A 22,842-nucleotide genomic window follows, 5' to 3' on the forward strand; every position below is an offset into this window, starting at 1 on the left:
AGCCCATACAGGCTGCTATCCGATGGCTGGGTGCCGCGACGCCCCGCCATGCTGCAGCGCCTGGTGGCTGATGGTGACGAGATAGGCGCTCAGGAACAGGATGCCGACCAGCTTGAAAGCCTCCTCGAAGAAGGTGGCCCCGCCGACATGGATCGGGGCCATATCGGCGGCGAAGGACAGGCCCATCGACAGGACCGAGCCGACGAGCAGCAGTCGCGGCGTTGCTGCCCGAACCGTGTAGGCGCAGTAGCACAGGGCGCAAAGCACGAGCATGTGCGGCACGAGGACGACTTCTTCCGGGATGCCCGTGGTCGCGACCGCCTCATGCAGCATGAGGAAATCGTCGATACCCATCAGGGCTGCAAAGAGCCCACCGGCAAGCAGCGTTCGCCTGAGAGGCGTGGTCCCTTCGGCCGCCCTTGTCGCCGCAAAAGCCTGAAGAGCTGCGGCCGCGCCGACGATCCAGAAGATAACCCCGATATTCGAGACGATGCCGAAATAGCCGGGGTTGCGGGCGATGGCGTTCGGGTCGCGCACGAGGTCGTAATAGTCGATGCCGAAGACCCGGTCGGCGACCACAAGGGACGCGAGAATGGCGACCGAAACGAGGATGACGGCGATGATCGTGCCGGCTTCCGATCGATGCCATCTGCCGGCCTCGGCCGGCGGCGAATGCGTCTGTGCCTTGGCATTCATGGCGTCTCGTCCTCGCATTGTTGTGGCAAATCGGAACTGAACGCGGGCGATCCGGCCCTTTGTTTGTGACAGTTTTGTGACTTTGGGTGTGTCTGGGAAGATGTGGTCGGATAAATTGTATTGGACCGCGCAACGCCCCGAACACTTTCGCCGTCAGCTTTGCCGTTCGCCCAAGACGTCGATCAGTGCGCGGGACGCGGCGGAAAGCCGGCGATTGGGAGCGTAGACGATCGAGATCGATCGCGTTCGCCCGTTCAGCTGCGGCAGCAGCTCGATTAGTCTCCCCTGCCGGATGGAGCGCTCGACGACAAAATCATAGGTCTGGCAAATGCCGGCGCCTTGCTCGGCCATCGACACCACGCCGAGCACGTCATCGCTCACCTGAAGCCCGCCGGATGAGGGCGCCCAGTCGAGATCCTGGCCGTTGTCATGGAACATCCAGGGCGCGAACCTACCGGTGCTCGGCATGACGAAGGGCACGCAGTCGTGACGATCGAGATCGGCGATGCTCTGAGGGGTACCGCGACGGGCGACATAGTCGGGCGCGGCGACAAGGCACATCGCCCCGTCCTCGATCTTGCGGGCAACAAGGCCACTGTCCGGCAACTGACCCATGCGGATGGCGAGATCGAAGCCTTCGGCAACCAGGTCGACGTTGCGGTTGGTAATGTTGAGCTCGACCTCGACCTTGGGATGGAGCGCGCGGAACCGGCAGAGTTGCGGCGGCAGGCGGAAGTGCCCGTATGTGGTCGGCACGCTGAGGCGGATGCGGCCGGCGATCTGGCCGCTGCCGCCCTGAATCGCGCGCTCGGCGTCGTCGATGGTCGAGAAGGCGGAGCGCGCCTGGTCGAGAAAATGCTGTCCGTCGTGGGTGAGACCGATGCGCCTCGTGGTGCGGCGCAGGAGCTGGCTGCCGAGCCGCGCTTCAAGCCTCGAGATGGCGCGGCTGACGACGGAGGGTGTCGTACCAAGGGCGATGGCGCCGGCCGTCAACGAGCCGTGCTCGGCCACCGCCACGAACACTTCGACATCGGCGAGGTAATCGAAACGACGGGGCATCTTTGTCTCCGGAGAACAAATGAATTGAAGTTGAGATCATTTATCGCCTCCGGTGGGGATAATAAAGTCCTGCCAGACCAGCGAAACCAAAAGGTGATCTGATGCCGGCTTCTGACCAAGGGCTGACAAAGCCCGTACTGTTCGTATTGACGAGCCACGCCACCAAGGGAAAGACGGGTGAGCCGACCGGGTATTTTCTCGGCGAGGTCACGCACCCGCTTGCCGTGCTCGAGGCGGCGGGCATCTCGGTAGAGTTCGCCTCGGTGGCAGGCGGTGAGCCGCCGGTCGACGGTCTCGACCTCAAGGACGAGATCAATGCACGCTATTGGGCCGATCCGCGCTTTCGCGCTGCTGTCGCGGCGACAACGCGCATCGCCGATATCGTCCCGTCCCGCTATCAGGCGATCTTCTTTGCCGGCGGCCACGGAACCATGTGGGACTTTCCCGAAAGCCTCGAGGCGCAAGCCGCGATCCGCGAGATCTATGAGGCGGGAGGCGTGGTCGGAGCCGTCTGCCACGGTCCCTCGGCGCTCGTGAACGCAAAGCTCAGTGACGGCCGTTATTTGGTCGCGGGCCGGAATGTCAGTGCCTTTACCGATGATGAGGAGCGCGCCGTCGGTCTCGAAGACGTCGTGCCGTTCCTGTTGGCAAGCACGCTTTCGGCGCGCGGCGCCCGCCACCAACCCGCTCCCGACTGGACGTCCAATGTCGTGGTGGATGGACGGCTGGTGACCGGCCAAAACCCGCAATCGGCCCATGGCGTCGGCGAAGCCATGCGCGATCTGCTGCTTGCCGGCCAGACAAACTGACGCAGCTTCCGACTTAGAAAGTGACAATCATGACCAACCCGATGAAATGGCTGCGTGGCCTTGCTGCCGCGCTCGCGCTCACCTTTGCAACTGCCGACGCAAATGCCGCAAAGGTTCTTGTGGTGCTTTCCGGCTCCGACCATCTCGATCTCAAGGACGGCAAGTTATTCCCGACTGGCTTTTATCTCAATGAATTGATGCAGCCGGTGAAGCTACTGCTGGAGGCCGGCCACGAGATCACCTTCGCCACGCCTGGGGGGCAAGTGCCGACGGTCGACAGGACATCCGTGGACCCGGCCTATTTCGGCGGCAGTGCCGATCAGATGAAAGTCTATCAGGGCCTGCTCGACGAACTGGCCATCACCTCGCCGGAAAAATCGCCGGTGATCGGTCTCGCTCGCGTCGCTCAGATCGGCTATGCGACCTTCGATGCCGTCTACATCCCCGGCGGCCACGCGCCGATGCAGGATCTACTGCACGACAGGCAGCTTGGGCAGCTGCTCGCCTATTTCCACGAGAACGGCAAGATCACGGCTTTGGTTTGCCACGGCCCGATCGCGCTGCTTTCGACACTGGCGGAGGCAAAGGCATTTACGGACCAGCTCGAAGCCTCGCAACAGCCCGATCGACCCACATGGATCTATTCGGGCTACCGCATGACCGTCATCAGCAACCAGGAGGAGGAACTTGCGAAGGGCCTGCTCGATGGCGGTGCGATGAAGTTCTATCCGCAGGCGGCGCTCGAAGCGGCGGGTGGAAAATATGAGAGCAACGCGGCGCCCTGGCAGGCAAATGTGGTGGTCGACCGCGAACTGATCACCGGGCAAAATCCGGGCTCTGCCTTGCAGGTTGGTGAAATGCTTGTCGAACGGCTGAAATAACGCCGGCATCGTCATGAACGGAAAGTCGACCTCGCCATCCCCTGGGACGGCGAGGTTTTTCGGTGCCGTCGAACCATGCGTCCTCAACCCAAGCCGCTCCCCATTAAGGACCGTTTGACGCTCGCGTGCGATTGCGACAAAAAAATGCAAGGCGATGTCGGCTCGCGAAGATTTCGCTCGTCTTATTGTCAGCGTTGCGAAAACGCGTGAAACCGCGAGGAAAGAGATGATGTTTCGTACTGCCCTTATCGCAGCAGCCTTGCTCATTGCCGGGCCGGCACTTGCCGATGGCCAGCCGGTTGGCGAGCGGGTCGAAGTCAACGGCATGAAGATGTATTACGAAGTGTCCGGCGAGGGCGAGCCGCTCATCGTCCTGCACGGCGCCTATATGAATATTCCGTCCATGGGGGCGATCATTCCCAAGCTCGCCGAGACCAACAAGGTCTACGCGATCGAGTTCCAGGGGCATGGGCGCACCACCGACTTCGACCGGCCGATCACCTATCCGAACCTGGCCGACGACGTGGCGGCGTTCATGGATGCCGTCGGCGTCAAGAAGGCGGATGTGTTCGGCTACTCCATGGGCGCGGCCGCCGGGCTGCAGCTCGCCATCCGCCATCCGGACAAGGTCAACAAGCTGGCGGCGGCTTCCGTCGGCTATGATGCCGAGGGCTGGCAACCGGAATTCAAGGCATTCATCCCGCAGATGACGGTGGAGATGTTCGTCGGCATGCCGTTTGCGGACGACTACCGCAAGCTCGCCGCCAATCCGGACGGCTTCCCGGCGCTCGTCGCCAAGCTGATCGCGCTCGAGAAAGAGCCGATGGCGTGGGAAAAGGACGTGAAGGCATTGAAGACCCCGGTGCTGATCATCGCCGGCGATGCCGACGTCGCGACACTGGAACATACGGTGGCGATGTTCCGGCTGCTCGGTGGTGGCGGCATGGGCGACATGGGCAAACCGCTGCCGGCTTCGCGCCTTGCCATCCTGCCGGCGACCTCGCACACCGCCGTCATCGGCCAGCCGGAGCTGCTGGAGGCCTTGATCGTGCCGTTCTTCAAGGGCGAGACGCCGAAGGGCATGTTCCAGTAGAAATCACCAACCCGCCTCGTCTTCTCAGGCGAGGCCGGTTGGTAATGTGTTGCGTGCAGCTGTCGTCATGGGGGGGCCGTCCGAACGCTCCCGGTTAGGCTCGCCTTTGTGCGTCGCCGATGATCCAGCGCGCGGCTTTCTCCGCGATCATCATTGTCGGCGCGCTGGTGTTGCCGCTGGTAATGGTCGGCATCACGCTGGCATCGACCACCCGCAGTCCCCCAATCCCCCGAACCCGAAGCCGGCTGTCGACGACGGCTAGACCGTCGTCCTTGGCGCCCATCCTGGCGGTGCCGACGGGGTGAAAGATGGTGTTGGCGATATCGCCGGCGAGTTTCGCCAGTTCGCCATCGCTTTGGAACTCGATACCAGGCTTCCACTCGATCGGTTCGTATCGTGCCAGCGCCGGCTGGCTGACGATCGATCGGATCTGCCGGATACTGTCGGCGGCGATCTTGCGGTCTTCGTCCGTGCTCAGATAGTTCGGAGCAATGGCCGGCGCTTGGCCCCGGTCGCGCGACTGGATCCGCACATGGCCGCGGCTCGTCGGGTTGAGATTGCAGACGCTGGCGGTGAAGGCCGGGAAGCTGTGCAGCGGCTCGCCGAAGGCGTCGAGGCTGAGCGGCTGCACGTGATATTCCAGATTGGCATGGGCGCGGTCGGGGTCGGAGCGGGAAAAGGCGCCAAGTTGCGATGGCGACATGCTCATCGGTCCACTGCGCTTCAACACATATTCGAGCCCGATCCGGGCCTTGCCGGCGAGATTGCTCGCCAGCGTGTTCAGCGTCTTGGCATTCCTGACCTTGAAGACGGCGCGGATCTGCAGATGGTCCTGCAGGTTCTCGCCGACGCCGGGCAGGTCATGTTCGACGGAGAGACCCATGGCATGCGACAGCGCGGCCGGTCCGATGCCTGAGAGTTGCAGGATTTGCGGCGAGCCTATCGCCCCCGCCGACAGAATGACTTCGCTCGTCGCCCGCACGGTCACCTTGTCGCGGCCGCGATAAAGCGAGACACCGGTACAGCGCTTGGTGCCATCCGCTGTCGTTTCGATCAGCAGCTTTTCGACTTCGGCCTCCGTCCAGACGACCAGGTTGCGGCGATGGCGCACCGGCCGCAGGAAGGCCTTGGAGGTGTTCAATCGCCAGCCCGACTTCTGATTGACCTCGAAATAGCCGACGCCCTCGTTGTCGCCGCTGTTGAAATCGGCCGAGCGCGGAATGCCCGCCTGGACCGCGGCCTCGGCAAAGGATTCCAGGATATCCCATTTCAGCCGCTGTTTTTCGATCCGCCATTCGCCGCCGCGGCCATGCATGTCGGAAAACCGGCTGTTGTCGCCGGTGACGGGATCGGCACCGTCGTCGAGCCGGTAGTGATCCTCATGGGCCTTGAAATCCTGGAGCGAATTCTCCCAGGACCACTCGCGATCATTGGTCTGGGCCGCCCAGCTCTCATAGTCACGCGATTGTCCGCGCATGTAGATCATGCCGTTGATCGACGAGCAGCCGCCAAGCGTCTTGCCGCGCGGATAGCGCAGCGACCGTCCGTTCAATCCTGCTTCCGGCTCGGTCTTGTAGAGCCAGTCGGTGCGCGGGTTGCCGATGCAATAGAGATAGCCGACGGGGATATGGATCCAGGGATAGTTGTCGCGCCGGCCCGCCTCTATCAGCAGGACCCGTTTGCCGGGATCGCGGCTGAGGCGGTTGGCAAGCAGGCAGCCGGCCGAGCCGGCGCCGACGACCACATAGTCGAAAACGGTGGTATCAGCAGTTGAGGTGTCGGTCTTCATTGCAGGCACTTTCCAAACACAGCCGAAAGGGCGATGGGCTGGTCGCGGCGAGCAGGGTCGCGTATCGGCCGAAGATCATCCCACCCTTTATAATTTTTGTCAGCGATCGCGGCATTGCGATCCGCCAGAAGACAGTAAAAAGCTACCGCATGACGAAATCCAATGATAAATACGCCTGAGTATTATAAGGAATATTTATATGGCTGATCATCTGGATCTGCGATTGTTGCGGGCTTTTGTCACGGTGGCGCGGGAAGGCAACGTCACGCGGGCGTCCGAACTGCTGCATCTGACCCAGCCTGCCGTCAGCCTGCAGGTGAAGCGCCTGTCGCAGGAATTGGGCCTCACCCTGTTCCATCGCACCGCCAACGGGCTCGAATTGACGCGCGACGGCGCGCTGCTGGCGGCCAAGGGCGAGCAGGTGCTGGCGTCGGTGACCGAGTTCCGGCAGACGGCGATGCACCTGACGGCGCAGCTTCGCGGCAAGCTGCGGATCGGAACGATCATCGACCCCGAATTCACGAGGCTGGGTGCCTTTCTCCAAGCCCTGGTCGAAAGCGGGCCGGGTATTGAAACCACCCTTCGCCAGGGTATGAGCGGTGAAGTCGCGATCGGTTTGAAGCGCAACGAACTCGATGTCGGGTTCTTTCTCGGCGACCTCGATGATTTCGGCACGAGCACGGATGTCCGTAGTGCGGAGGCCGAGGCGCAGTTCTTCGTCAAGCCGCTGTCGAGGCTGACCTATCGTGTCGTCGCACCGCCGGCCTTTGCCGGTATCGTCGCAGGAAGGGAGTGGAGCGAGCTTGCGGCGCTGCCCTGGATCGGAACGCCGCCGGCCTCCGTTCATCATCGGCTGCTTGCGAGAAAACTCGGCGAACTTAACCTCAAGCAGAACGTCGTCGCCCTCGTCGACCAGGAAGCGTCGATGCTGGCCATGGTTCGCACGGGGCTTGGTCTCAGCCTCTGCCGGGAGTCGATCGCGCTCAGCGAACAGCAGGCAAGCGGCCTCGTCATCGCCGACAGGGTCAAACTCGAAACCACACTCGGCTTCGTCTGTCTTCGGCCCCGACGCACCGATCCCAACGTCGCGCTCGCTTTCGAGGTCATCGACAGGATATGGCGGACGGATCATTGAGGGGCGGGCATGGCGCCCTGGTTTGCGATCCGGCCGAGTTCCCTTTTGGCTCAGCGCTGCCAGCCGCTCGCTTTGACCATTCGTGGGGGCTCAACTGCTCGGCTTCTGCAGTTCCCTGGGGCACAACGATCCATGCGCGGCTTGCAGGGGTGGAGTGAAGTCTTAGCGCTGCTATCTGCGGGGGTGATCGACTATATATCCCTCATCGAAGTGAACGAAGCGCCAAGGACTGGCAGCTAGGCTTCGAAAGCCCACGGAAAGGGGATCATCATGAACGTAGCACGCTCTTTCAACAACTGGCTCAAGTACCGGCAGACGGTCTCCGAACTGGGCCGCATGTCCACGCGCGAACTGCGTGACCTCGGCATCGACCGCGCCGACATCCCGAGCATTGCCCGCAATACCTTCGGCCGCTAATCGCGCCTGAGACCATCAAAGATTTCATGAAGCGCCCGCTCGGATCCGAGCGGGCGTTTTTTGTGTTTTGACCGATCGTTGGACGGAGTTGATCGCGTTCCATCGCGTCCTTGCCCTTGACCGCATTGTCCATATGCGACTTGCATTTCTCCATGTCATTGGCTGCCATGGCATCCTTGGCCATGCTGAGTTCCTTCGCCGATTCGATCTTCTTGGCGCCATCCGAGATCGTGTTTCATCAACGACGCCTCGTCGCAGACGACGTCGGCCTGAGAAAAAGCAGGCGTCACCAGACCGAAGACCATTTGGCAGGGAATGTCCACGTCCTGATGTAGGACTTCTGTGTCTTCTGAACCGGGTTGCCCCCCTCTCCGAGCAGATAGGCCCGGCCCGCTCCAGCAGCGCTGAAGACGTCATTGTGTCTGTTGCGGCACCAGTCGTCGCCGAACCTTGGTCTTGCTGGGGGCTGCAAGCGGAACCGAGGGCCGCTTCGTCAGCGCCTCAATCGCCGCCGTCGTCATGTCTGATGCAACGAAGTCGGCGCCCACCACTTGCTCCGCACTTGTATCTGCCTTGCGCTGGCCCGCTGCACGATCGGCAGAAGTGTCCCAAATGACGATGCCGACCCTCGCCCTGGTGTTGACCCGCTTGAGGCGGCGGACGACAAATCGGGCGTGCTTGATCGAATCCCGGTTGAGAAAGCAGACGACGATCGCGTCGACGGCTTCGGTCTGGAGCTTGCGGATATTGGCCGGTTCGATCTGGTGAAAACTCAACGCCGTTGCGGCGGCCCCTTCGGCGCGCAGCACCTGAGCGAGCATCGCGGCGGAGACATCGTCGATCTCGCCCCGGCCGCCGACGCACAGGATGGTCATGCCTTCGCCATCCGGAATGGGCTGGCTTGCCGGTTCGCCTTCCGTGTCTGCGGTCTCATTCTCATCATCCTTACTTTCCTCGATCGCAATGTCTTCGAGGTTAGAGACCAGCGACATGCCGCTTGCAGCCACGCGCAGCCGCTGCTCATCGCTCATGACACCGCGGGCGCGATCCTGTTCCGCCAAAGCCAGGGCGGGCATGGCGACCGCGCCGTAGTAGTCAACGAGGTATTCTTCTTCGAGGATCTCCTCGGCCTGATCGGTCGCTTCGTCCGGATCGCCGGCCAGAAGCCGCTGATAGAGACGCGCGTGCGGCGCGAGCACCGGATCGCTGCCGAAAAGCACCTGCAGAAATTCGAATTGCGGTACATGTTTGCCGAGAACGACGAGACAGGCCGTCAGCGGCGTCGACAGGATCAGTCCGACAGGCCCCCAGATCCACGCCCAGAAAATCGCGGAAACGATGATCGCCAGCGGCGACAGACCGGTCTTGGAACCGTAGAGCATCGGCTCGACCACATTGTTGATCACCAATTCCATCGCAACGAACAGGCCGGCCGTCCACAGCAGCATGGACCAGCCGCTGTCGACCGCCACCGACAGGAACAGCGGCAGCACCATGGCGATGACCGGCCCGACATAGGGCACGAAGCGCAGGACGATCGCCAGCAAGCCCCACAGCATCGCGTTGGGTATGCCGATAAACCAAAGGCCAATGGCGACAGGCAGGCCATAGGTGGTGTTGACGATCAACTGCATCAGCAGGTAATGGCCGACGCGCTTACCGGCATCCTGCAGGCCCTCGGTGGTTCGATGCAGATCGCCGAAACCGGCGAGCCGGATGAACCGGTCCCTCAGATCCTCCCGCTCCAAGAGCATGAAGATAACGACCACCACCACAAGGCCGGCCATCGCTACCGGGCCGACCAGCGGCGCGATGATATTGGTGAGGACCTGGATCGGATTGTCGCGAGAATAGATCTCGACCAGCAGCGGATCTTTTTTCGGGCTTTCGACGCTAGTCGGCGTCTCCGTGGTCGGGCGGTCTATTTCGCGGTTGATGCGTTCGACTACGTTGCCAATGCGATCGATGATGCCGTTTTCGGAGCCGGCTTCCTTCAGGTCCTTCACCTTCATGACGATGTTGGATTGATAGGCAGGCAGGTTCTTCGCAAGTTCCGCAACCTGCAGTGTGACGATGAGACTGAAAATGCCGATCAAGGTAAAGGTGATCAACGCGGTAGAGATCACCGCAAACGCCCGTGGCAGGCCGATCCGGCGGAGGGCCGCGACGACAGGCGCAAGTGCGAAGGTCAGGAGCAGCGCGACGGCGATCGGGAGGAAGACGTCGCGCGCGAGGTAAAGCACGGCCGCGGCGCCCACAAGCGTCAGCGACGTGGGCATGGCCGGGCGCACGCCCTGCATCGAGGGCGGCGCACCGAGTTCCCGGATTTGATCGATTGCCTTGCCCATGCCTATTTCCCCAACGATTTATCAGAAGCTATCACGAATGATCGGCCGGCAAATGCGGCGCAGTTTCCACGCCGACCGCTAGACGAACGGAAACAGCGAAGCGTCCGGGTCGGCATGTCCCAGGATGCTGGACGAAATGATCTCGGCGGCGATCTGGCTGAAGGTGATGCCGTTGCCGCCATAGCCCATGGTGGCGAAGGCGTTGCGCATGCAGGGGACGCGGCCGATCATCGGCAGGCCCTGAGCGGTGACGCCGAATGCCGCTGCCCAGCGGTAGTCGGGCACGCCGATCCTGATCCCGATCAGATCGGAGAGTTTTTCGCGAAGGATGTCGGACTTGGCCTGCAGCTTTGCCGGATCCTCGAAGGCATCGTCGCTTTTCTCGTCCTCGCCGCCGACGATGATGCGGCCGTCGGGCGTCGAGCGAAAATAGAGATACGGATCGGCGCCCTCCCAGACGAGATAGTCGTCGAGCCATTCCGGCCTTGGATGACGAGGCCTGGTCGCCATCGCCCAGGTCGAGACGATGGCATGTTTCTTGTTCGCGACGGCTTTCAGAAACTCATAGCCCGTGCAGAAGACCACATGGGTCGCTAGGATGATCCGGCCGTCGGACGTCGCAACGGCATTCCGGCCCTCGACTTCCCTGATATCGGTGATCTCGACGGTCTCGACGATGGGGATGCCGTTTGCCTGTGCGTGGCGGAGGAAGCCGGCGGTCAACTGGGCCGGATTGGCCGCTGCGGAGACATGCGTCTCGATCGCCGCGGTACGGTCGATACCGAACCTGGCGCGCAGTATGGCTTGCGGCAGAAGCGTCGCGGCGAGGCTTGCAGCCTCGCGGGCACTCACTTCCGCTTGAAGTGCGCGCGAACCATAGCTTGCGCCCGAGAGATAAAGCGTGTTCTTCCGCTCGAAATGGCAATCGATCTGCAGGGCGTCGACGAGCGATGCGAGATGCTCGACCGCCTTCGCCGAGCGCTGCCAGATGCGGGCGGCGTCAGCGGTTCCGCGCAAGCGGTTTAACTGGTGCAGCGGCACGTCGATTTCGTGCTGGATCATGGCGGTGCTAGCCATGCTGCTGCCGCCTATCGGCTTTCGGCGATCGACCATCAGCACTGACAGATTGTGGCCGATCAGAGCATTCGCAATCAGCGCACCGCTGATTCCGGCGCCGACGATCAGCACATCGACATCAAAGGTGGTGAGCCGCCTTTGTGTCCTCACCGCGTGGCGCGGGGTATCGGCCCAGAGCGGCTCGAACTTCCGAAGTGCCCGTTTTCGGGTCAGTGAATGCAAGTGCCCCTCCAGGTCTGCGCATTCGTGAATGCGCAGGAGCCAATTAAGTTCCTCTGGGTGATTGCGACCTTTGCGGTTGGCGGGTGGCACCCGCAGCCGCCTGCTCAGGCGGTCGATGCCGTGAGGCGACGCAGGGCAAGGTATTCCCAAAGCGCCACGATCAACAGCACTGCGGTCGCTGCGGCCTGAACGATATAGTTGGGGGCAATTGGCACGATGAGAATAGCGACCGCGAGAAGCACGAGCCCGGCGATGTGCGAGACCGGGAACTGGCGGGTCGCGACGGCCTTGATCCAGATGTTGCCGCCGAGGAAAAGCGCCGGGCCGCCGAGCATGGCGAGCGCATGCTTCAGCGAGCTCGATTCTTCGGCGTGAGACAAGCTGAAGTCCTCCCCGACTGCCGTCAGGATGATGCCGGCGACGACAGGCAGGTGGCCGTAGGTGAATAGATTGAGCGCCAGGGTCTCCGGCCGTGATGTCGCCTCGGCTTTCGATGCCGCCTTTTCCTGGCCGTGGTGGAAATAGATCCACCACATGAAGCCGGTGCTGAGGAATGCGCTGCAGAACACGGCAAAGGTCATATCATCCGTCATGTGCTCCGTCGCATTGCGGCCGGTGGTCAAGATGGTCTCACCGAGGCAGATTATGACGAAGAGCGCGCAACGTTCCGCCATGTGCGCGCCGGATACATCCAAGGTCTCGTCGGGCGATTTGCCGAGAAAGGGCACGTAGTACCTGAGCGCCGGCGAGGCGTATTCGACAAGGAGGGCGAGTGTCCACAGGAGAAGGCGCCCTTCGAGCTCCATTAGCCCGCCGGCCAGCCAGAAGGCGCTGGAGAACAGCATCCAGATCGTGATCCGCAGGAAGGTCAGGAACGATCGCCCGTTGGCGTGGCGAAAGGCATAAAGCGTGAAAGCCGACCGACAGATCTGCATACCGCTGTAGATCGCCGCAAAAACCAGTCCTTGGTTGCCAAAGGCTTCGGGCAGGGCGATCGCCAGAAGTACGCCGGCAAACATTAGGCCGAACAGCAGCAGGCGGACCGGCTCCTTTTCGGTATCGAGCAGGTTAGTCACCCATGTCGTGTGGATCCAGACCCACCAGATCGCCAGGATCAGCAGGACGGCCTCGATCACGGCAGTGGCACTGAAATCGGATGCGAGCTTGTGGGCGAGCTGAATGAGCGCGAAGACGAAAACGAGGTCGAAGAACAGTTCGGGAAAACTCGCCCGTGTCTGGTCGGCATCCGCCTTCCTGATCCAATCCCCTTTATGATTGCTTGCCATTCAGGTCGCCGATGCTGTTCCGATCGAAACTCGAACGGGAACTAGGGCGCTGGCGAATTTCAACAACGGCCGCTTCCTGTTGGGACGGGCAGGAGGCGTCACGCGGCTCGCGTCAGCGAGTGCCTCCTGCTGATAGGCGCTTGCTACCATTGCGCATTGCCGGCACCAATTGCAAACAACGGACTGAACCTTCCTGTGCGAGAGGCGTTTGGCTTGGCGCTGTCATCAATCCCGGCGGGCCTTGTCGTGCCCGATCGAGAGCGTGCGCAGCGCCGGTAACCTGTTAAGTGGATTGAATAATTTTCAATTTGTTCTGATGTGAGGCAGGAACCATCGCCAAGCACTCGCGTTGTCCCAGCATCGTTCAATGACTGGATCGAGGAGACAACAATGAAACGAGTAATTGTCGCGACAGCTTTTCTGGCCGCAAGCGCGCTTAGTGCTTACGCCCAGACGCCGACCCCTTCGCCGGAGGCTGAAACGCCAGCAGTGGCCACGCCTGACACCACCAACCCGACCGCACCTGTCGAGGGCGCCAACAGCTTCACCGAAGAGCAGGCGCGCGCACGACTTCAGGAGAACGGCTACACATCCGTGACCGGATTGAAGCTGGACGACAAGGGCATCTGGCAGGCCTCTGCCACCAAGGACGGAAAGCCCGTGACCGTCGCGCTCGATTACCAGGGCAACATCGTCGCCAACTGACGTTGGTCGAGAAACTTCAGCAGACCCATTCAAGGAAAATCGACATGAAAACTGTTTCCGGACTCTTCGATACCTATGAGCAGGCTTCCGAGGCCGTGCGTGCGCTGAAAGCGGCCGGCATTCCCGATGACGACGTCAGCATGGTCGCGAGCAATGCCGAAGGCCGTTACAAGGTTAGCGACACAGAAGGTGCGGCCGAAGGGGCTGGCACTGGCGCCGGCCTCGGTGCTGCGGTCGGCGGCGCAAGCGGCCTTCTGACCGGCCTCGGGCTGATGGCGATCCCGGGCGTCGGCCCGGTGGTGGCGGCCGGTTGGCTGGCGGCAACAGCCGCGGGCGCGGCCGCCGGTGCCGTTGCCGGTGGTGCCGTGGGCGGCATTATCGGCGCGCTGACGGATTCCGGCGTGCCGGAAGAAGATGCCCATGTCTACGCCGAGGGCGTTCGCCGCGGCGGCACACTGGTTACTGCACGCGTCGCCGACAGCGATGTCGCCGAGGCCGAGGCGATCCTCACGCGCTCGAATTGGGTCGATGTCAACGCACGCCGCTCAGCCTACCGCGCGGAGGGCTGGAGCAGGTTCGATGAGAACCTCGATCCCTATAGCCCGACGCAGATCGAAGAGCAGCGCGCCCGATACGCCAACCGCTAAACCCGCGGATAGCATAGCAGACGCCGGCCGATCGGCCGGCGTCTGGTTTCGCGCCGTCTCACGAAGGCCATCCCAAAAAGGTGGGCAACGTCGGCGCGTCGAACCGTCAAGGAGATACGGCAGTGGCAACTCCCGAAGAACTCAAGAAGAAACTCTGGAAGACCTTGAAATCGGACATGACGGTCATGCTTGGCTTGTCCGAAAAAGAGCATGGGCACACGCGCCCGATGACGGCGCAGATCGAGGGCGAGCAGGGTCCGATCTGGTTCTTCACCGTCAGGAGTGCCGTCGTGGCCCAGAATGTCGCCGCGAACACACCGGCCATGTTTGCTTTTGCATCCAAGGATCATGAACTGTTCGCGACCGTTCACGGGCGCCTTCGCCTCGACAATGACCGCACTGTTATCGATCGGCTGTGGAACCAGTATATCGCCGCCTGGTACGAGGGTGGAAAGGACGACCCCGAACTGGCCCTGCTGCGTTTCGAGCCGAGCGAAGCGGAAATCTGGCTCAACGAGACCAGCCTGTTTGCCGGTATCAAGCTGCTCCTGGGCAGCGATCCGAAGGAAGAGTACAGGGAGAAAACCGCGAAAGTGGAGCTCTCCTAGACTGCCTGTCCAAAACAAAACACCTGCAACGGGCAGATGCCCACTGCAGGTGTTTTCATGATAGCCGAGCGCATTCCGCCGAGAAGGTTACTTGGCTTCGGTCAGCGTTTCGGTGCCGCTGCCATCCTTGCCGGTGATCGTCCAGGTGCCATCAAGCGAACCGTCTCCGTTGACCTTGTAGACGACAAGGCCAAGGGCATCGCCGAGCACATAGGCTGCGGCGAAGGCATTGCCGTTGAGCATGCAGACGCCGGTCGATTTTACGCCGGCCGTGTCCCATTCGATGACGCAGGTGGTTTCGCTTGCAAGCGTGATTTCGGCCGTGCCGGAATAGCTGGAACCATCCAGGTTCGTGCCTTCGACGATGTATTTTCCGGCGTTGACGGTCTGGGCGTTTCCGGCCGCGGCCGCGGCGAGAAACAGCGCTGCGGTGAGCAACAATCTTTTCATAAGTCCCCCAAGGAAGCCGCGCGCCCCTCGCGCGGTTCGCAATTGTTACGCACAAACCATGACGTTTGAAACGGCGCGCCAGGTCCGCTCGCATTCATTTTTGGTGGGGTCGTGCGTCCTTATGGCGTGTGCCTGAAAACAGGCTGTGGCGGGCGGGGATGCTACGCGCCGCTTGTCGATGACAGCCTTGCTTGGTCGTCCCAGGCGGAGAGCAAAGACATGATCTCGAGCGAATCGGTGAGTTGTGGTGCCGGACGCGGGGCATCCTTCAGTCCTGCCTTCAGGCAGTTCTCCACCAGTCGCACCTGATGGCCGAAGGCGTCATGGTCGGAAAGCACGACGATTTCTTCCGGAGCGCGGCCATATTCGCAAAGCTCGAGGCGATTTTCGCCAGCCACAGGCAGCCAGGGATTGGTGAGGAACCGCAGGGCGCCGCGCTCTCCATGGATGGAAAAGGCGAAGGACATGCCGAAGCTGTCGGTGGACTGAAGCGTGGCGAGAACGCCATTGTCGAAACGAACCGACAGGCTTGCGTCGCAGATATTGCCGTCGTGCGACGAGGCGTTTCCGAAGGCGCTGGTCGACCGGCTGGAAAAGGCATGCTGCCCGCAGGCCGTCTGGATCACGTAGTGCAGCAGCGAGGCCGGGTAGCAGCCGAGATTGAAAATCGTCCCCTTGCCCATCGGGTTCACGAACTTCCAGATATCGGCGGCGTAGAGACCGGAAACCGAGCGGATCACACCGAGCCGGCCGGACTGCAGGATTTCGCCGGCCTTGGCCATCAACGGATGGCAGAGATACATCAAGCCTTCGAGAAAGAAGATACCGCGGTCACGCACGGCCTGCGCCAGGGCGTCGGCTTCGGCCATCGTCGTGGTGAGCGATTTCTCCGACAGGACGGCCTTGCCCTTTTCCGCGGCGCGGATCACCGCCTCATGATGCATGTTGTTGGGCAGGCCGATATAGACGACATCGATATCAGGGTCGTCGAGCAGCGCGTCGTAGCCGGAATAGTGCTTCGCGATACCGTGTCGCCCGGCAAAATCCGAAAGCCGCTGCGGATCGCGCCCGGCCACCGCTTCGATGCGGGACCCGTCGCTGGCAGAGATGGCCCCGGCCATCGTGTCGGAGATGAAGCTCGTTCCAAGAATTCCCCAGCGCAGCATCTGTCAGTTCCCTCAGCGGTGCAGTTCGAGATAGGCGGATGCCACCATGGCGTCGATGTCTCCGGGCACCGGCACGACACACATCGAAGCGTCGAGCGTGCGGCTCGCCACCCGCTCCAGGCAGCGGGCCTGGAGAGCAAAGCCGAGATCCATGGATTCGACCGAATTGCCAAGCGCCCTTGACCCGGCAAGATTGGCCATGTGACCTGCGCCGAGAATATGGATGCGCCGCCCATCGGCAAGGACGAGCGTCTCGATGCCCTCGTCGGCGTAGGTTTCCGCCGCCACCACCGCGTTATCGGCGCGCATGCCGGCAACGTCGATCTCGTGCGGGAAGTGCCCGCCGTTGAGGAGGATCACGCCGTCCTTGAGGGCCGCGAGATCCGAAGCCGTCAGGATACTCGCAGAGCCTGTGACCGTGACGATGACGTCGGCCGAGCGTATGGCGTCATCGGGTCTCGGCGTCGAGAAACCGTCGAGATGGGCCTCGAGCGTTGCAACCGGGTCGACGTCGACGACGCTGACAGCGCTGTAGGCATTGCGAAAGCAGGCGGCGGTGCCCTTGCCGCAGGCGCCATAGCCGAAAACGTTCACACGCTTGCCATTGGTCGAGCGATTGGTGAAGCGCATGTAGCTTTCGAACAGGCTCTGGCCGACCGCATGGCGGTTCTCGGCAAACTGCTTGATGGGGCTGTCGTTGATGACAAGCACCGGCAGGCCGATGGCGTCGCGCATCGGCTCCAGACGGGTCCGGCCGGAAGTGGTCTCCTCGGTACCACCGAGCAATGTCCCGTAGGGCCGTTCGGCAACACGAGCGAAAAGGTCGCCGCCATTGTCGAGCAGTAGGTCGGGCTGGTGATCGAGCAGGGCATCGATGAAGCCGGAATGGGTCGTCGCATCGGTCGTCTGCCCACCGATGACGGTGATGCCCTGACGTTTCAGATAATCGACCGTCGCCGGCTGGGTGCTGTTCAGGTTGCCGGTTGCCACGAGCTGCGCGCCGCCGGCCCTGAGCGTCATCAGCAGCGCTATGGTCTTTGGCTCCAGATGGATTGCCGTTCCGATCGTCAGGCCCTTGAACGGGAGGGTTGTTTCAAACTCGGCAGCAATGGCGCGCAGAAGCGCGCAGCTTTGCCCGACCCACTCGATACGGGACGGATGGCTGGAGGTGGTCATGGTGAGGGTCCTGGCTGTCTGTCGATGGTGCCGGCAAAGATAGTCCGGGCAGCCTGTCCTATGTCAGAGACATTAAGCTGCGGCGGAGGGCAGTTTTCCTTCCTGGCGCCGCCCCTCTGCGAGCAGCCAATTCCGCAGGTCAGCAATCGGCTTGCGGTCCCTGTCGGCAATGCGGCAGCAGAACCGATAGCCGGTCGGCCGGCTGACAAAACCAAACGGCGCTTCGAGCGCGCCGGAGGCAAGGTCCGTTTCGATCGAGGCCGCCGGCGCGATGGTGACGCCAAGCCCGCTGCGGGCGGCACTGAGGGCCAGCGTCAGATCGTCCACCTCGATCCGCTTGCGGAAGCGGACCGGAGCATTGCCGCTTTCGCGAAACCAGTCGTCCCAGAGATAGGGCACCGTGCGGGCGACCAGCGCGGTCATGTCCGCGAGATCGGGCGGCGTAAGGCCGGGGGACGGTTGCCCGACGGTGAGCACCGGGCCAAACCGGTCGTCCATGAAGGCGGTCGCGGCTATATCGGGCAGCGGTCGGTATTCACCGCCAACGATCAGGGCATCGATTTCAGGCATGTCAGTCAGCGACTGGTTGACGGCAACCGGGATGATATCGACCTCAAGGCCCGAGACGGCGCTTTGCAGCGTTGCCAGGTGCGGCATAAGCCATGCCGAGGCCATCGGCATCGGCACGCCGAGCCGCAGCCGGACGGTGCTGCCGCTCGACGAGATCTCTTCCGCCGCACGCGAGACGATGGCAAAGGCGACACCGACGGCATCGGCGAGCCGCCGTCCTGCCGGATTGAGGGTCACGCGGCCAGCTTCGCGATCGAGCAGGGCAAAGCCGAAATGCTCCTCGAGGCTTGCAAGCTGCTGGCGCACGGCGCCGGGCACGACGCCGAGCTCGATTGCGGCTGCGCGCAGGCTGCCGCACCGGGCCAGCGCATCGAAGGCGCGCAGGGCGTTCAGCGGCGGCAACGGACGCTGGGATTTCAGGTTCAGGTCGTCTGTCTGCATCATGCGCCTCGGCCAACGGCCCTTCTCGACCTCGTGCATAGCCTATCCGGAGACCGGCTGTCGAACATTGCGTTTGGGATGAACGAGCCGTCCTGCTCAGCGGGTGCGCGGACAAGAGCGCCTATCCGCTCGGCAGCGAGAAGGCGTGCGTGCTTGTCCTATGTTGTTGTCACACTGATATGCCTATTTTCCGGGCATGGCTTGCGTTCCAGCTCGCATAGGGATGCGCTCCATGCTCGCTTAGGGGCGCTGGTGGATGTAGCTTAGAAAAATTGAATATTTCGAAGGTTTTTTGCGACAGCATCCCTTTGAGCCAAGTCTGTACCGCCTGCTCTTTCGTCTATGGGACGAGGAGACAAGGGAAGAAGACAATGCCTGGATGTCATCGTCATGAGCGTATCGCCGACTGCATGTTTCCTTAAATCCTATTCGATTTGAGGATAAAAACATGCAGCAATTCAAAGTGCTACAGCGACCTTTGCGCGTTTATAAGACGCGCGGCGCCGTAGTCGTGCCGCCGCGGATGAACCTGTGAAGAACGAGGTGCGGTTTTCCCGCGATCAGCTCACTCTCATTCTTGCCGCCTTGCCCGACCCGGCGTTCATTCTGACGCGCAGCGGCCGTTATGCTGCCCTGTACGGTGGGGCGGATCACCGCTACTATCACGATGGCAGCAGTCTTGTCGGTCAGAGTGTTTTTGATGTCCTTGCCCATGACAAGGCGCTGTGGTTCGCGCTGGAAATCGAAAAGGCGCTCGGCTCCCGGGCATTGCACATCGTCGAATACAGCCTCGCGGGAAGCGACGTTAAGGGCCTCGAAGATGCTGGGCCCGATCATCCGATCTGGTTTGAAGGCCGGGTCCAGGCGCTCGATTTTCCTGTCGACGGCGAGGACGCCGTGGTCTGGGTTGCCAGCAATATCACCGAGAAGAATGCCATTGAGCATCAGTTGCGCCAACAAAGCGAAACCGATCCGCTGACCGGCCTCTACAATCGCCGAAAACTGCTTGACGTGCTTGCGATCGAGTTCGATCTGGCCACGCGCACCCGCCGTCCGACATGCCTGCTGATGTTCGACGTCGACAATTTCAAGGCAGTCAATGACGAACTGGGGCATTCCGTCGGCGACGAGCTGCTGGCGACGATTGCCACCGGCTGCCGGCGGGCGCTGCGGTCTGACGACGTGCTGGCACGTCTTGGCGGCGACGAGTTCGTTGTGCTGATCCCGGCGACGACGCTCGACGAGGGCAAGCCGATCGCAGATAAGCTGCGTCAGCAAATCTCGCTGGAACTAGAGAACAGGCTGGAGCTTTTCTCCACGATCAGCGGCGGTCTCACCGAAATTTCCCGAACGGATGCGACAATCGGCGATATTTTGCGACGGGCCGACGAGGGCCTTTATCAGTCCAAGCGCAACGGTCGAAATCAGATCACGGTCGTTTAACGCCGTTGCGATCGGTATCGCGCGTGTCCGTTCCCGCTCTTTTTACGCGCGCAACCTGTCTAGAGGGACTAAGGTTCCACCGTATGACGGATGTATGGCCGCCTTGATGCCCGTCTTGGTGCGTTGACCCGTGTCGTGCCTGCGTCGATCCTGTTGTTCTGAGTAAGAGTTGGGGGCAGCGATGTGTGAGGCGTGGCAGCGTTCGTTGATCGAAGAAGACGAGCTCGTCAAAAAGGCGGCGACAACCATACCAAGGCTGTTGGATCATCCCGGCATTACGCTCGACCAGCTATCCCGGTTGCACCTGAATATTGACGAGTGCGTCGAGCGGATGGATGTACTGATCGAGACGCTTGCGGCGAACGGCGTCGACCGTTCCTGGGTCGAGATGGCGACAACGATCAGAAACAGCTGGGAGACGCTCGCGGAAGACGCGGCGAAGAAGGGGCTCGTCGTCAGCGCCGCTTCCGATGCCACAGTCCGCGACGATACGATGCGGAACGTTATGGGGGCTACAAGTCCGTTGCCAAAGACCCCGGCATGAGCCCACGCTTGGCGGCGATGATCGTTGAGGTCTTCGGCACTGATCGTTGCCTGATACGTCGTGCGAAACCGCGGGGTCCTGTTCGATCTGGCGCCGCGCCAGCGAACAACCATCGGATTTCACACGCTGCCGCCAATACCGACCAACGCAGTGTATTGCCCGCCGAGATCAATCGTCACATGTCGTGCTCTGATCGTGACGGGCGCGCGTCTGGCTGGAAGCGTGTTTCGCTTCACGTGGCGGCGCTGCGGCCATCCATGACCAAGCTGCTGGGGCGGCCAGATTTTCACGCTTCGGGATTGCCGCAAACGCCAAAGACGCAAGGTTTTGACGATGTTCCTTGGCTCTTGCGATAGCCATCTCGCGTCTCGAAAACCGGCCGTCTGCATGCCGTCCGTGGCACTTGCCGTGCCCCACCGTGGTGGCTTCCGCGATCGCGGCGATTGAGACACACCCTCCTTCTTCCGTGGGAAAAGTTCGCCGCTGGCCGAATTTTAAACTTGACTATTATAGACATGTTTTCAATTTTACGCCCGTTCGCGCAAAGCAGTCGCCGCGGACGAACCCGCTCCCGGCCAGGATCCTATGACGACCGAGACCCAATCCGAAACGCGCGTCGATATCTTTATTGCCCATCGTCCGGCGCTCATCGCCTATGCGGTCCGCCTGCTCGGCTCGCGCGATGCTGCCGAAGATATCGTCCAGGATGCGTTTGTCCGGTTTCTGCCTTCCAGCACCCGGACGGTTTCAAAAGGCCAGCTCCTCGCCTATCTCTACCGCACGGTCAGGAACCTCTCGCTCGATGTGCTGAGGCGCCGGAAGGTGGCCGCAATCGGCCACCAGGACGATGTGCCGTTCTGGTCGGTTCCTGCCGACGTGCCGACGCCGGAACAATCGACCTTGCTGTGCGACGACGTTCGCCGGATTTCGCAGATCCTCTCGGAATTGCCTGTCGAGGCGCGGGTCGCCGTCGAGATGCACCGCTTCGGCGGCTACACGCTTGAAGAAGTGGCATCGCATCTGGGCATATCGACAGCCAGCGCCCATCGTTACGTCACGGCAGCGATGATGAAGATTGCCACGGCACTTCTGGTCAACGCGACTTAAAGTGGTCGCTCCCTGAGAAAAAAAAGCGCGTCATTCGTCTTTGTCAAAAGAGGGAATGTTCGGGTAGAAGTGCCTCGGAAGAGGCCCAGACCGGCGTAGGATATATTGACCCAGGATCAGGAAATCGCAGCCGCTACACTGGAAGAAGCCATGGACTGGTTTCTGCGGCTGAAGGGTGAGCCGAATTGTCCCGAGCTCACCGCCGACTTCCAGCGGTGGTTGCATCGCTCTGATGATCATCAGCGGGGCTGGCAATATGCGTTGAGGACCTGGCAGTTGATGGGGGAAGCGGCTCCGGCCCATGAACATCTGTGGGCAGGCGCGGCGCGCGCCAACGTCATTTCGAGCACCAGGCGTCGTTGGCGCCGCCCGGTCATGAGCGCAGTCGCTGCCATTGCCGCGACCCTATTCCTCGTCCTTGCCGGCCCGTCGCTGCTGATCCGACTTCAGGCGGATCACATCACCGCCACCGGCCAGAATGCCAGAGTGACGCTGGAGGATGGAACGCTCATCGAGCTTGGCGGCGACAGTGCCATCAAGACGGAGATGACCGCCGCCGGGCGCCACGTCACGTTGCTTTCCGGTGAGGCGTTTTTCGATGTCGCGCATAATCCGGCGCGGCCCTTTACGGTGGAGGCCGGAGGCGTCACGGTTCTGGTCGTCGGTACCGCCTTCGACGTTCGGCTTGCGGGAGGGGAAACGACCGTCGAGCTGGAAAGAGGCGTCGTTCAGGTCTCGGTCGAGGACGCCAGGGAAACGTCGGACTTCAGGCTGCTTCCGGGCGAGATGGCTGTCGTGACTGCGAGCGACGGCGCGGTTACCCGCAACATCATCCAGCCCGATCAGGTCGCCGCCTGGCGCAGCGGCCGGATCTTCGTCAAGGATGCGTCCATCAGTGCGGTCGCCGAGCAGCTTCAACGTTACCACTCGGCGTGGATAGCGGTGCCGGACCGAAAGCTCGCGGGTCTCAAGGTCACCGGTCTGTATGATCTTCATGATCCGGACGGTGCGCTGAAGGCGCTGGTCGAACCCTATGGCGGCCGCGTCCGCACCTTTTCGACCTATGGTCGCGTCCTGACGCAATACTGAAAATCCTGACAATAAAATTCAATTTTTCTGAGAAAAAAAACTGGGGTCCTCGTCATTGTTGGAAAGCGCTCGGCAACGGAGCGC

Annotated in this window: 22 protein-coding genes; 12 read left to right on the top strand and 10 right to left on the bottom strand. The window is 61.8% G+C overall.

The features are described 5' to 3' along the window. Positions 1–15: 15 nt before the first annotated feature. Positions 16–696: a DUF8692 domain-containing protein gene (locus J3R84_RS21300; RefSeq protein WP_025429418.1), complete on the bottom strand. Its 681-nt coding sequence runs from the start codon at positions 694–696 to the stop codon at positions 16–18. Between the two features lie 153 nt (positions 697–849). Further along, the gene (locus J3R84_RS21305) at positions 850–1,755 is read right to left on the bottom strand and encodes a LysR family transcriptional regulator (protein WP_025429417.1); all 906 of its coding nucleotides are present in this window, start codon (positions 1,753–1,755) and stop codon (positions 850–852) included. A gap of 101 nt (positions 1,756–1,856) precedes the next feature. On the opposite strand from J3R84_RS21305, the gene J3R84_RS21310 reads away from it, so the two are divergent. From J3R84_RS21310 to J3R84_RS21320, 3 genes are all read left to right on the top strand, one after another. Continuing rightward, complete coding sequence (locus J3R84_RS21310) at positions 1,857–2,564, top strand: type 1 glutamine amidotransferase domain-containing protein (RefSeq protein ID WP_025429416.1); 708 nt, start codon at positions 1,857–1,859, stop codon at positions 2,562–2,564. A gap of 41 nt (positions 2,565–2,605) precedes the next feature. After that, complete coding sequence (locus J3R84_RS21315) at positions 2,606–3,445, top strand: type 1 glutamine amidotransferase domain-containing protein (protein WP_057223350.1); 840 nt, start codon at positions 2,606–2,608, stop codon at positions 3,443–3,445. 229 nt (positions 3,446–3,674) lie between these two features. Then, positions 3,675–4,538, top strand: a complete 864-nt coding sequence (locus tag J3R84_RS21320) for an alpha/beta fold hydrolase (RefSeq protein WP_057223353.1) — start codon at positions 3,675–3,677, stop codon at positions 4,536–4,538. 94 nt (positions 4,539–4,632) lie between these two features. Here J3R84_RS21320 and J3R84_RS21325 read toward each other — a convergent pair whose 3' ends face one another. Then, entirely contained in the window at positions 4,633–6,327 is a 1,695-nt protein-coding gene (locus J3R84_RS21325) for a GMC family oxidoreductase (RefSeq protein WP_025429413.1), read from the bottom strand. Between the two features lie 199 nt (positions 6,328–6,526). Between J3R84_RS21325 and J3R84_RS21330 the strand changes: the two genes are divergently transcribed. Then, positions 6,527–7,462 carry a LysR family transcriptional regulator gene (locus J3R84_RS21330; protein WP_203527720.1) on the top strand — a complete coding sequence of 312 codons (936 nt, stop codon included), beginning with the start codon at positions 6,527–6,529 and terminating at the stop codon, positions 7,460–7,462. Positions 7,463–7,732: 270 nt separating this feature from the next. Continuing rightward, positions 7,733–7,879, top strand: coding sequence for a DUF1127 domain-containing protein (locus J3R84_RS21335; protein ID WP_082571694.1), 147 nt, complete (start codon positions 7,733–7,735; stop codon positions 7,877–7,879). A gap of 413 nt (positions 7,880–8,292) precedes the next feature. On the opposite strand, the gene J3R84_RS21345 is transcribed toward J3R84_RS21335, so the two are convergent. From J3R84_RS21345 to J3R84_RS21355, 3 genes are all read right to left on the bottom strand, one after another. Beyond that, on the bottom strand, positions 8,293–10,227 hold the full coding sequence (locus J3R84_RS21345) for an AI-2E family transporter (RefSeq protein ID WP_113568562.1): 1,935 nt from the start codon (positions 10,225–10,227) through the stop codon (positions 8,293–8,295). 78 nt (positions 10,228–10,305) lie between these two features. Next, positions 10,306–11,526 carry an NAD(P)/FAD-dependent oxidoreductase gene (locus J3R84_RS21350; protein ID WP_203527723.1) on the bottom strand — a complete coding sequence of 407 codons (1,221 nt, stop codon included), beginning with the start codon at positions 11,524–11,526 and terminating at the stop codon, positions 10,306–10,308. Positions 11,527–11,630: 104 nt separating this feature from the next. After that, positions 11,631–12,812: a low temperature requirement protein A gene (locus J3R84_RS21355; RefSeq protein WP_203527725.1), complete on the bottom strand. Its 1,182-nt coding sequence runs from the start codon at positions 12,810–12,812 to the stop codon at positions 11,631–11,633. 390 nt (positions 12,813–13,202) lie between these two features. Here J3R84_RS21355 and J3R84_RS21360 point away from each other — a divergent pair, with 390 nt between their 5' ends. From J3R84_RS21360 to J3R84_RS21370, 3 genes are all read left to right on the top strand, one after another. Further along, on the top strand, positions 13,203–13,517 hold the full coding sequence (locus tag J3R84_RS21360; protein ID WP_025429407.1) for a PepSY domain-containing protein: 315 nt from the start codon (positions 13,203–13,205) through the stop codon (positions 13,515–13,517). A 44-nt stretch (positions 13,518–13,561) separates the two neighbouring features. Continuing rightward, entirely contained in the window at positions 13,562–14,164 is a 603-nt protein-coding gene (locus J3R84_RS21365; protein WP_203527728.1) for a general stress protein, read from the top strand. 122 nt (positions 14,165–14,286) lie between these two features. Beyond that, positions 14,287–14,772: a pyridoxamine 5'-phosphate oxidase family protein gene (locus tag J3R84_RS21370; protein WP_025429405.1), complete on the top strand. Its 486-nt coding sequence runs from the start codon at positions 14,287–14,289 to the stop codon at positions 14,770–14,772. A gap of 87 nt (positions 14,773–14,859) precedes the next feature. Here J3R84_RS21370 and J3R84_RS21375 read toward each other — a convergent pair whose 3' ends face one another. From J3R84_RS21375 to J3R84_RS21390, 4 genes are all read right to left on the bottom strand, one after another. After that, positions 14,860–15,222: a hypothetical protein gene (locus tag J3R84_RS21375; RefSeq protein ID WP_057209982.1), complete on the bottom strand. Its 363-nt coding sequence runs from the start codon at positions 15,220–15,222 to the stop codon at positions 14,860–14,862. A 161-nt stretch (positions 15,223–15,383) separates the two neighbouring features. After that, positions 15,384–16,388 (bottom strand): Gfo/Idh/MocA family protein, encoded by a 1,005-nt coding sequence (locus tag J3R84_RS21380; RefSeq protein WP_203527730.1) that lies wholly within the window; start codon positions 16,386–16,388, stop codon positions 15,384–15,386. Positions 16,389–16,400: 12 nt separating this feature from the next. After that, entirely contained in the window at positions 16,401–17,564 is a 1,164-nt protein-coding gene (locus J3R84_RS21385) for an adenosylhomocysteinase (protein ID WP_203527733.1), read from the bottom strand. Positions 17,565–17,636: 72 nt separating this feature from the next. After that, entirely contained in the window at positions 17,637–18,614 is a 978-nt protein-coding gene (locus J3R84_RS21390; RefSeq protein WP_203527735.1) for a LysR substrate-binding domain-containing protein, read from the bottom strand. A 492-nt stretch (positions 18,615–19,106) separates the two neighbouring features. Here J3R84_RS21390 and J3R84_RS21395 point away from each other — a divergent pair, with 492 nt between their 5' ends. From J3R84_RS21395 to J3R84_RS21410, 4 genes are all read left to right on the top strand, one after another. Continuing rightward, entirely contained in the window at positions 19,107–20,018 is a 912-nt protein-coding gene (locus tag J3R84_RS21395; protein ID WP_203527738.1) for a GGDEF domain-containing protein, read from the top strand. Positions 20,019–20,199: 181 nt separating this feature from the next. Next, the gene (locus J3R84_RS21400) at positions 20,200–20,562 is read left to right on the top strand and encodes a hypothetical protein (RefSeq protein ID WP_057212856.1); all 363 of its coding nucleotides are present in this window, start codon (positions 20,200–20,202) and stop codon (positions 20,560–20,562) included. A 585-nt stretch (positions 20,563–21,147) separates the two neighbouring features. Then, a complete protein-coding gene (locus J3R84_RS21405; RefSeq protein ID WP_057209973.1) occupies positions 21,148–21,669 on the top strand; it encodes an RNA polymerase sigma factor in 522 nt (173 codons plus the stop codon). A 150-nt stretch (positions 21,670–21,819) separates the two neighbouring features. Beyond that, on the top strand, positions 21,820–22,758 hold the full coding sequence (locus J3R84_RS21410; protein ID WP_057212854.1) for a FecR family protein: 939 nt from the start codon (positions 21,820–21,822) through the stop codon (positions 22,756–22,758). Positions 22,759–22,842: the final 84 nt, after the last annotated feature.

It is taken from the genome of Ensifer canadensis (assembly GCF_017488845.2).
Lineage (GTDB): Bacteria > Pseudomonadota > Alphaproteobacteria > Rhizobiales > Rhizobiaceae > Ensifer > Ensifer canadensis.

Coding starts and splice junctions, on each gene's coding strand:
- J3R84_RS21335 (WP_082571694.1), top strand. CDS start 7,733: ATGAACGTAGCACGCTCTTTCAACAACTGGCTCAAGTACCGGCAGACG.
- J3R84_RS21310 (WP_025429416.1), top strand. CDS start 1,857: ATGCCGGCTTCTGACCAAGGGCTGACAAAGCCCGTACTGTTCGTATTG.
- J3R84_RS21410 (WP_057212854.1), top strand. CDS start 21,820: ATGGACTGGTTTCTGCGGCTGAAGGGTGAGCCGAATTGTCCCGAGCTC.
- J3R84_RS21400 (WP_057212856.1), top strand. CDS start 20,200: ATGTGTGAGGCGTGGCAGCGTTCGTTGATCGAAGAAGACGAGCTCGTC.
- J3R84_RS21330 (WP_203527720.1), top strand. CDS start 6,527: ATGGCTGATCATCTGGATCTGCGATTGTTGCGGGCTTTTGTCACGGTG.
- J3R84_RS21300 (WP_025429418.1), bottom strand. CDS start 696: ATGAATGCCAAGGCACAGACGCATTCGCCGCCGGCCGAGGCCGGCAGA.
- J3R84_RS21315 (WP_057223350.1), top strand. CDS start 2,606: ATGAAATGGCTGCGTGGCCTTGCTGCCGCGCTCGCGCTCACCTTTGCA.
- J3R84_RS21355 (WP_203527725.1), bottom strand. CDS start 12,812: ATGGCAAGCAATCATAAAGGGGATTGGATCAGGAAGGCGGATGCCGAC.
- J3R84_RS21345 (WP_113568562.1), bottom strand. CDS start 10,227: ATGGGCAAGGCAATCGATCAAATCCGGGAACTCGGTGCGCCGCCCTCG.
- J3R84_RS21390 (WP_203527735.1), bottom strand. CDS start 18,614: ATGCACGAGGTCGAGAAGGGCCGTTGGCCGAGGCGCATGATGCAGACA.
- J3R84_RS21385 (WP_203527733.1), bottom strand. CDS start 17,564: ATGACCACCTCCAGCCATCCGTCCCGTATCGAGTGGGTCGGGCAAAGC.
- J3R84_RS21365 (WP_203527728.1), top strand. CDS start 13,562: ATGAAAACTGTTTCCGGACTCTTCGATACCTATGAGCAGGCTTCCGAG.
- J3R84_RS21405 (WP_057209973.1), top strand. CDS start 21,148: ATGACGACCGAGACCCAATCCGAAACGCGCGTCGATATCTTTATTGCC.
- J3R84_RS21375 (WP_057209982.1), bottom strand. CDS start 15,222: ATGAAAAGATTGTTGCTCACCGCAGCGCTGTTTCTCGCCGCGGCCGCG.
- J3R84_RS21305 (WP_025429417.1), bottom strand. CDS start 1,755: ATGCCCCGTCGTTTCGATTACCTCGCCGATGTCGAAGTGTTCGTGGCG.
- J3R84_RS21380 (WP_203527730.1), bottom strand. CDS start 16,388: ATGCTGCGCTGGGGAATTCTTGGAACGAGCTTCATCTCCGACACGATG.
- J3R84_RS21360 (WP_025429407.1), top strand. CDS start 13,203: ATGAAACGAGTAATTGTCGCGACAGCTTTTCTGGCCGCAAGCGCGCTT.
- J3R84_RS21320 (WP_057223353.1), top strand. CDS start 3,675: ATGTTTCGTACTGCCCTTATCGCAGCAGCCTTGCTCATTGCCGGGCCG.
- J3R84_RS21325 (WP_025429413.1), bottom strand. CDS start 6,327: ATGAAGACCGACACCTCAACTGCTGATACCACCGTTTTCGACTATGTG.